The 7,674-nt window shown below is 44.7% G+C and carries 10 protein-coding genes; 1 reads left to right on the top strand and 9 read right to left on the bottom strand.

Going from position 1 to position 7,674, the window contains the following annotated elements:
* Positions 1-809: 809 nt before the first annotated feature.
* The 5 genes from FH039_RS12075 to FH039_RS12060 form a co-directional block, all read right to left on the bottom strand.
* Complete coding sequence (locus tag FH039_RS12075; RefSeq protein WP_139681897.1) at positions 810-1,289, bottom strand: hypothetical protein; 480 nt, start codon at positions 1,287-1,289, stop codon at positions 810-812.
* Positions 1,279-1,497 carry a hypothetical protein gene (locus tag FH039_RS12070; RefSeq protein WP_139681896.1) on the bottom strand — a complete coding sequence of 73 codons (219 nt, stop codon included), beginning with the start codon at positions 1,495-1,497 and terminating at the stop codon, positions 1,279-1,281. The genes FH039_RS12075 and FH039_RS12070 overlap by 11 nt, the downstream gene beginning before the upstream one ends.
* Complete coding sequence (locus FH039_RS12065; protein ID WP_139681895.1) at positions 1,478-1,708, bottom strand: hypothetical protein; 231 nt, start codon at positions 1,706-1,708, stop codon at positions 1,478-1,480. The genes FH039_RS12070 and FH039_RS12065 overlap by 20 nt, the downstream gene beginning before the upstream one ends.
* 198 nt (positions 1,709-1,906) lie before the next feature.
* Positions 1,907-2,086 carry a hypothetical protein gene (locus FH039_RS12240; RefSeq protein WP_168188428.1) on the bottom strand — a complete coding sequence of 60 codons (180 nt, stop codon included), beginning with the start codon at positions 2,084-2,086 and terminating at the stop codon, positions 1,907-1,909.
* 113 nt (positions 2,087-2,199) lie between these two features.
* Positions 2,200-2,523 carry a hypothetical protein gene (locus FH039_RS12060; RefSeq protein ID WP_139681894.1) on the bottom strand — a complete coding sequence of 108 codons (324 nt, stop codon included), beginning with the start codon at positions 2,521-2,523 and terminating at the stop codon, positions 2,200-2,202.
* A 394-nt stretch (positions 2,524-2,917) separates the two neighbouring features.
* Between FH039_RS12060 and FH039_RS12055 the strand changes: the two genes are divergently transcribed.
* Positions 2,918-3,205 carry a type II toxin-antitoxin system RelE family toxin gene (locus tag FH039_RS12055; protein ID WP_168188427.1) on the top strand — a complete coding sequence of 96 codons (288 nt, stop codon included), beginning with the start codon at positions 2,918-2,920 and terminating at the stop codon, positions 3,203-3,205.
* Here the strand turns inward: FH039_RS12055 and FH039_RS12050 are convergent.
* From FH039_RS12050 to FH039_RS12040, 4 genes are all read right to left on the bottom strand, one after another.
* Complete coding sequence (locus FH039_RS12050) at positions 3,202-3,441, bottom strand: addiction module protein (RefSeq protein ID WP_139681892.1); 240 nt, start codon at positions 3,439-3,441, stop codon at positions 3,202-3,204. The genes FH039_RS12055 and FH039_RS12050 overlap by 4 nt on opposite strands.
* A 31-nt stretch (positions 3,442-3,472) precedes the next feature.
* A complete protein-coding gene (locus tag FH039_RS12235) occupies positions 3,473-3,625 on the bottom strand; it encodes a hypothetical protein (RefSeq protein ID WP_168188426.1) in 153 nt (50 codons plus the stop codon).
* A 708-nt stretch (positions 3,626-4,333) separates the two neighbouring features.
* Positions 4,334-7,480, bottom strand: a complete 3,147-nt coding sequence (locus tag FH039_RS12045) for a bifunctional DNA primase/polymerase (RefSeq protein WP_139681891.1) — start codon at positions 7,478-7,480, stop codon at positions 4,334-4,336.
* Between the two features lie 2 nt (positions 7,481-7,482).
* A complete protein-coding gene (locus FH039_RS12040; protein WP_206206179.1) occupies positions 7,483-7,674 on the bottom strand; it encodes a ribbon-helix-helix domain-containing protein in 192 nt (63 codons plus the stop codon).

The raw sequence follows: 7,674 nt of genomic DNA, 5'->3' as shown, positions 1-7,674 counted from the left end.
AAGCAACCCCCCAAAGTTAGAGTAGGAAACCCTAAGATAGAAGTATATGTAAGACTATAAAAACCTTTTGTTGAGAGCGTGTTACCGGATTATGCCCATCAAGGCCCAGGTGGTATTTTTAAAAAACGATTTTAAGCCGTTTTTTGGTCAAAAAAAGGACGGAAAAAGGAGCTATTTTTTACCACCTATACCACCCAGTAGGAATAAGCCAGAGGTTTTCACAGTCATTTAAAAATTGCAAAAATCAGGTGGTATAGGTGGTGTAGGTGGTATTTGTACAGGTTGGGGCATGTAAAATATTGGGTGGTATAGGTGGTATAGGTGGTAAGTAACACGCCTGTTTTACTATAAAATAAGCTCTCTCCGGACAAAATAAGAATAAATTGGGTCTCCCACACACTAAATTTAAAATTCTGCCTTTTAACGGAATGAAAACCTAAAATGGGGCCTTCTAACTGGTCAATTCTCTCCGGCTGCTTTATCTCAAAACAAAAAGGTCCTAAGGTCCTTCTAATACATAGAACGAAGGGGCACTGTAAAAGGAAAACTATGGGCTTTCTGCACATTTTCAGAAGAATTCCGTTTCATCGGCGGGTATTGGTGCTCTCCTGTAGATTGCTATGGCTTCTCGTTCGTTCCTTGGAGTGTAACGGGTTGCGGTAATGAGTAGGGGGCTTTCGAGAGGGGTGTACTCCCTATCGCGACGCAAAAATAATGAAGTGGTCTCAAAACGCTGTTGTGGTGGTTCTTTTTTGTTAAATCATGCTGATACAACCCTCTTTTTGGAACTTGGTTCTTTTTTGCAAAAATCACCAACCTATCACGTTTTTACGGCTACCGGGCCCTCTCGCGAGTTCTCTGTCCATTTCGTCTTCGTAGTTTGCTCTTCTCATGCCTCTTCTTTTGTCCGCTGATTTCCACGGCCCTCTGTATTTCCTGAGAATTCTCCAGAGGAGACCCTCTCTGAGGCGATAGTTCATTTCAATCCTGATTTTGTTTGCTTTGATGATGCCTTCTATCGCACCTCCAACTTCTTCGACCGTTTCGGGGTGGAGTATGATAAGGTCGCCTGTTCTCGTTTCGAGGATAATAAGACTTCTGGGAGCCTCTTCCCATGTTTCTACCCATGAACTTGGCAGGGTTAGAGTGTAGTATGGTTTTTCGATGACTTCTCCGTTTTTCCTCACGTATCGCCGTCTTTGTTCGGTTATCCAGCGTTCGTAGATTTTGGTTATTCTGCCTGAGTATAGCCCTCTTAGAAAATCGCTATAAAGCCCTTCACGAGTCATTTTTCGCCACCCGTAGCATTGAGATTGACTTTTTCGAAATGATTGCGGTGGGCACTTCTATTGTCTGATTCTCTCTTATCAACTGCCCGTTTTCGAGGTAGATGAACATACCGTCTTCTCCGCTTAGAGTGCCAACCACTACGTCCCTGTTCTTCCTCTCTACGATAACCTTTTCTCCCCACAACCGCCTAAACTGAATAAGCCCCATGTGAACCACCTTCTAAGAAGGCTTTGGATTTTTCAAAAAGCTCTAAGGCCATTGCTTTTGCTTTTTCGGGGTCTTCGTGGGCTATGCTAACGTGGAAGGCCTTTCCTGTCGGTGTTGATATTGTCCATTCTACGGAATAAACATGCTTAACGACCAAAACTCCGTCGTCTTCTTCTTCCTCAATTATCCTATTAGCCTTCTCTTCCACCATTCTAACGCCTCCTGTTCCTTAATTGGCCTTAAAATGCCCGGATTAATCTGGTAGTAAAGTCGTCCGTTCCACCATACAACTGGCGGGTGGATTTCCTTGGCCTGTTGGTCTATCAGGTGAAAAATGAGATTAGGTTGCTCCTTTAGGGAAATCCAAGGGTTTGCGAGGTAGTAGTTTGTTCTCTTCCTGTTCTGGGGCCTAATTTTTCGGAATGTCTGCATTCTCGTCCCTCCTCTGATAGATAACGATTTTTCTCCGGCCGTCTACGATGATGGTCATCTGTTCGAGCTTTCTCATGAGGGCCTCGTATTGGGCTTTGCTTATATTGTGTTTCAAATCTCCGCACCCCCATTCGATTTTTTCAATTGAGAACTTCAAAAAACTGCTTTTATCCTTTTTTCAATTTAAAGCGAAAATTTTGCCGAAAGGGGCTATCAGAAGTGATATTGAATTCAATATCAAAAGTGATATAGGTAGAGAAAACAGCGGGTTTATAGCTCTCCGAGGGCTTTGTAGAGGCGGTAAACTCTTTTTCTAAAGGTTGGGCTTAGTTCGTAGCCTGTTATTGTTCTGGCGATTATACCAAGGGCTATGAGTTCTCTTAGGACTTTATAGGTGTAAACTTGAGAGACGCCCGTTTCCTGTGTTATTTTTGGTATCACTTCGTTGCCCATTTCCCATGCTTTGATTTTTCCTTTGTGGTTTTGGAACGCTTCTAAGAGGCATTTGGCAACTTTCCGTTTCTTTTTGGTGCTTAGTTTCCCGTGCATGCTCTCGAAGAATTCTAAGATTTGGGTTATCGGGTCTTGACTCATGGTTATCCCCTCGGATTTAATGAAATCGTTGAATATTTAACACTTTTGTTTAGTAAAGTTTAGGTAATATCCGCCTTGAATGTTTGTTTTTTCATTTTCTCCGTTTTGTCGCCTCTTTTAGGTTTATTCAGGGCGTTGAAAGGTGTTTTATTTCCTACAATCCTCCTTGACAGGCTTTGTTAAGCGGAGGTATCGAGCTCTGGCTTTGGGGGCTACTTAACAATTTTGTTAAGCTTTAAAAGTGGGTGGTGTAGAACCTTGATTATTGGTGGGTCGGTTCTACGAGAAAAATCACTTTCCGAGTTTCCGCTATTAGGGAGAAAACGGGAGATTTCTCCAGATTTTGCCCTTATGATTTAAATGCCCGTTGTCTTAGGATATTATGGTGGCGGGTGTGTTTAGGGTTGATGTGGATAAGCGGGTGTTCGTTGAGGCTAAACGGTGGCTAAAACCGGCACACATTAGGAAATTGGTTGAATTCATCGAGGCTTTAAAGATAGACCCTAATTCACCGGTTCCTAAGGGTTACGACGTGAGAAGGGTTAAGGGCATGAAGATTAAGGGCTTTCCGGCCTATGCCTTACGGCTTGGGGGATATAGGGTTTTCTACGGGGTTGATTGGGAGAATAAGGTTATTTATCTGTCCAAAATAGAACCGAGAGGGAGGGCCTATAAGCGTTAATCCTCCAGCATCTCCGAGAGTATCTTAACGGCTTCGTCTCCGCTAACTACTTCCGCTTTCCCGCTCTTATACTCCTCAAACCTCTTTTCGAGGTCTTTAAGGGTCTCCTCGTCCACTTCTTCAACGGGGAGGCTTTCAGCTCTCATTTTTAGAACCTCAAGCCTGAGTTTTTCTAATTCCTTCTCCATCTCATCTATTCTCTGAAGAAGCATGTTAGGGTTAATGGCCTCGCTCATTCTCCCACCAATTATGGCTTATCATCATGGGTTAAATATGTTTGTGCCTTCGGCCTTTCACGTAGTCCCACCATTCGTCGGCTTCGGTGTTCCAATCTTCCGCTAAGAGGGGTTCGAGTAGTCTTAGCATTCCTTCGATGAATTCTTTTTCCTCATCATCTCTCTCCTGTGGTTCTCGGCTCATACTGGCACCCGCCATTATCTTTTGGTTTCTCTTCAGAATACACCTAATTAACTAATGAATATAGCAGTATCCCCCGGTGTAGTGGGAGAGTAGAGTAGAGGTTGTTGGGTCTTGGTGGGACTTGGCGGGTTCTCGCTGAACTTGGGAGGTTCTGACAGAACTTGGCAGAACTGCGGGTGTTCGTGTGGGAGTGGGTAGGTCTCCGGAGGAAAGCGGTGTAACGGGTTGCAACAAGATGCAACAACCGAAAACGGGGTGCAACGAGATGCAACACGATGCAACGCCGGTTTTGGGCCTTCCATATCTATACCCCTAACTTCTCTTCTCCTCGGCCCCCGAAATGTCCGTTTCTGTGCATCCGGTTTAATTTTCCGGTTAAATGTTTGCGTCTTCTCTTAAGTGCTGTCTATTGTGTGTGTCTAATCTCAAAAGTTAGCACTCCTGAGCTAAGACCTACTCTATTTGGCCTTCTTTGTGTGGGCCCCCCGGTTTAATTTTCCGGTTAAATGTTTGCGTCTTCTCTTAAGTGCTGTCTATTGTGTGTGTCTAATCTCAAAAGTTAGCACTCCTGAGCTAAGACCTACTCTATTTGGCCTTCTTTGTGTGGGCCCCCCACTCTCAAGGCTCCTATTAGTTAGTTTCCTAACTTCTCACAAAGTTAAGTTATCAAAATAATAAATACTCCATAGGGGGCGTCCACTTAGAAGACTATTCCCCCCTATCACGTCTTAACTTAACCCTCCCATTAAACTCTAAAAGCTCTCCTTTATCGTGGAGTTTGTAGAGGATATGCCTAATATCCCTTTCACTCCACCCTCTCTTTAGTAGTCCTTCCATAACCCTATCCACCGGGCTAAAACCTGTGTTGTCCTTAGTGGCCTCTAAGACTTCCTCTAAGTCTTGGATTAAGGCTAAGTCCTCCTCTTCCTCTGGTATCCTCTGTGGTAGCTTCTCGACTAAGTCATCTATAGATATTGCCATAGCCTTCCCAATTGGTTTAAAATTGTCGTATTTGTAGCCTAAGAGCTGTGCTAAGTTCTTTAAGCCTCCCGCCAACTCGAAACCGGTTCTTTTCCTTATCGCTCGAATAATTGTGGGTTTTATGTATATCTTTCTCCTTCCAAGAACCATATATTCAGGTAGGGCGCCCCTCTTAGCTAAGTGCTTTATCCTCTCCCTCCACGGAAGGTTAAGAATGCTCTCTTTAATCGTCCTCTCTTCTTCTGTGGTGGGGTCTATCACCTCAACAACCCCCACCATACGGCACTTTTCTAAAAGGTCTTCTCTAATGGTCGTTAGGAATAACTCCTCCTCGCTCGGCTGTTCTATCTCATACTCTAATGTTATCGGCCTAAGCCACTCCGGAACACTAAGCCCTAAGCTCTCATAGACCATAACCAAAAGCTTCCTACCGGCCTCTATCTGGTCTTCGTTAAGGATTAACGGCTTAATCCTGTCCCAATTCTGGAGATAGAAGGCCCTAAGGTAACTACCGATATAAGCTAAGTCCTCTTTGTATTGGGCTAACCTTCCCTCGAACCTGCTAACCTCCTCCTTAGTCCTCTTATCGGTTATATCCCACTCTACAGGTATTAGACGGTCTTCTAAGCCTATGTAGAGCTGTGGAACGTAGTTAGTAATAATCACAGGGGAGGCGTAGGCGTGGAATTCTGTCATACGGTAGCCTCTGTTTTTGTCTATTCTACTCTTAACGTGAATATTGGTAGTAGCCGTCTTTAGAAGGTCGGCGATATGAGGGTTAGATAGAGCGTTCCTAACTTCATCTAAAGTTATAGCCAACGTCGTTTGGTTTAGTTTATGGCTTAACTGCGGTGCTGTGATGTTAGAAGCTCCTATAACGCTCTTATCCTCCCTTAGACCCCACAAGTATCCCATAAGCTTCCTAATGAGCGTTTTACCGACGTGGGGAGTGCCAAAGTTAAAGAGTATCTTATTTTCCCTTCCATATTGCTTACGGATAAGGCCTAACGGTGCTTGAATATCAAAGTATAGGTTAGCTAAAGCCCTGTCGCTAAAGTGATAGAACTCTAAGAGTTCCTCCAACTTCTTAAAAGCCTCTTTGGTCTTTTCTATGTTCACAGGTGGGAGGTTAAGCCGGAACTTGGGGCTTTCAAAGAACTTAAGTTCTCCCTCGACTTCAAAGAAACCGGTAGCCGGTGCCTTAATCTCGACTTCTGCCAAGCCCTTAATTACGAAAGCCTCAACAATAGAGCTAATAGCTCCCTTAAGCTTATACGGATTTCTAACACCGGCCTTAGTCAATAAGTCCCTCGAAACCTCTTCTATAGTGGCCTCCGTGTAGGTCAAAGTATCCTTAGTTACCGGGTGCTCAAAGACGATATTATAATAACGGTCTATGTCCTCGCTCGGATTAATCAAAACTCTAAGCTCCTTGATGTAATAGCCTAAAATATACTCCTTTTCCCATACTATTATTTCGTCGTTCCCTACCCTAACCCTCTTCCTCGTGAGGTAGAGAATACCTCGCTTAGGGTCATTGGCGTAGTAAGTAGAACCCACTTTGACAGGTATGGTTATAGTCCTCTCCACGTCCACCTTAAGGAGGTTAGAGAGTTCACTAAGAACATTAAGCCCTTCATCGTGGGCGTCTTCCTCTGAAAAGCCCTTAGACCTAAGGACTTTCTCTATAATCTCCCTAAGACCTTCCTTGCCCTTCACAGGTGAAGATTTAGCCCTAAGCCTCCCTTCTATGAACCCCTTAGAGATGCTAAGGTTGTAGCGTTGCAGGAGGTTGTTAAGGTAGTCTGCTAACTTATCTGTGAGGTCCTCACCGTAGTGGGCCTTAAGCTCCTCTAAACCAAAGACCTTACCATAGCTGTAAAAGAGAGCTTCTAACCTCCTCTCTACCTCCTCCTTAGTCTTAGCATCAGGTTGCAGGTCGTTCTCGACGAAAGTTAAGACAATATCAACGGCGTTAAAGATGTCCACTTTAGCCTTAGCCAAATACCCAGAGAGGTAAAGTGTGAGGTCTTGACGGGTGCCGGGAACATAGTAAGGCCCAAGAAGATTATACACCTCCACAGAGGGGAGGGTCTTAAACTCCTTTGGGGCCTTAACGCCACCCCTAACCTCTCTGATAGGCTCATTAGTAGCCGTAGTTTCCACTTCAACGGCCTTAGCGGTGGGGTTAATGTCCTCTGGAATAGGAACCCCAAAAGCTTCGTTGAGAGCAGTATAGACGGCTAAAAGCTCCTCTCCGTCCAATTCCGCAATACCTACTGCCGGGTGGTTGCTAAAGGAATATCGCCGGCCACTTGGGTGAATACTTGGGGGTAAAACCGTGAAGTGCTTACTATCACCCCTAACCTCTACCACGCCAGGCACCTTAGCATAGGGGAGTTCCCGGAAAGTCCTAAAGTAGAGGTGGTAACCCTTCCCCGTCTTGACTATCCACGTCTCATTTTCCAACTTAGTGGCAACGTTGGGATTTATCCTATCTAAGATATCCATAAACGTCTTATAGGCCTCTACGCTCTCAAAATCTAAAATAATCAAGTTACTGCTAACCTTTCCCGCTAAAGTGCCTATGTTTACCTGCCTAAGCGTCTTACCCTTAAACCACTTAGAAAGCTCTTCAGGGGTTGGTCTCTTCTCCTCGTAGTCTTTCCAATTAACTATTGGGTTCTTTGCCTTCGCCTTTGCCGGAAGAGGTGTTAAGCCAACGGCATAATAGAACTTAGCCCACTCATAGAGCGAAGACTTAGGAGACGGAGCATTTATATACGGATTTAACTCATTAGTTAAATGGGGGCTGTTGTTACTGCGGAGGGGGGCCGTCCCGGAGCTAACACCTACCTCTGGTGCCTCCCTCATCTTTACCTCACCTCCTCAACCGCTTTAGAATTCTCCATAGCCTCAAGTTCGGCCTTAGTGCGGATAATCCACAATCTAAGAGCTTCTTCAACGGCAATACTCAGGGCACCCCTACGAAGGCCATACCTCTTAGCTACCAACTCCCTAAACTCCTGCTCCACTTCATCACTTATGGAAACCATCATCTTCCCCAT

Source organism: Thermococcus indicus, from assembly GCF_006274605.1.
Lineage (GTDB): Archaea > Methanobacteriota_B > Thermococci > Thermococcales > Thermococcaceae > Thermococcus > Thermococcus indicus.
The sequence above is the reverse complement of the archived record's forward strand: the minus strand, read 5'-3'. Positions and strand labels throughout refer to the sequence as shown.

Bases quoted from the DNA above. Each gene is read 5' to 3' on its own strand.
- FH039_RS12075 (WP_139681897.1), bottom strand. From the start codon at position 1,289: ATGACTCGTGAAGGGCTTTATAGCGATTTTCTAAGAGGGCTATACTCA.
- FH039_RS12070 (WP_139681896.1), bottom strand. From the start codon at position 1,497: ATGGGGCTTATTCAGTTTAGGCGGTTGTGGGGAGAAAAGGTTATCGTA.
- FH039_RS12065 (WP_139681895.1), bottom strand. From the start codon at position 1,708: ATGGTGGAAGAGAAGGCTAATAGGATAATTGAGGAAGAAGAAGACGAC.
- FH039_RS12060 (WP_139681894.1), bottom strand. From the start codon at position 2,523: ATGAGTCAAGACCCGATAACCCAAATCTTAGAATTCTTCGAGAGCATG.
- FH039_RS12050 (WP_139681892.1), bottom strand. From the start codon at position 3,441: ATGAGCGAGGCCATTAACCCTAACATGCTTCTTCAGAGAATAGATGAG.
- FH039_RS12235 (WP_168188426.1), bottom strand. From the start codon at position 3,625: ATGAGCCGAGAACCACAGGAGAGAGATGATGAGGAAAAAGAATTCATC.
- FH039_RS12045 (WP_139681891.1), bottom strand. From the start codon at position 7,480: ATGAGGGAGGCACCAGAGGTAGGTGTTAGCTCCGGGACGGCCCCCCTC.
- FH039_RS12040 (WP_206206179.1), bottom strand. From the start codon at position 7,674: ATGGGGAAGATGATGGTTTCCATAAGTGATGAAGTGGAGCAGGAGTTT.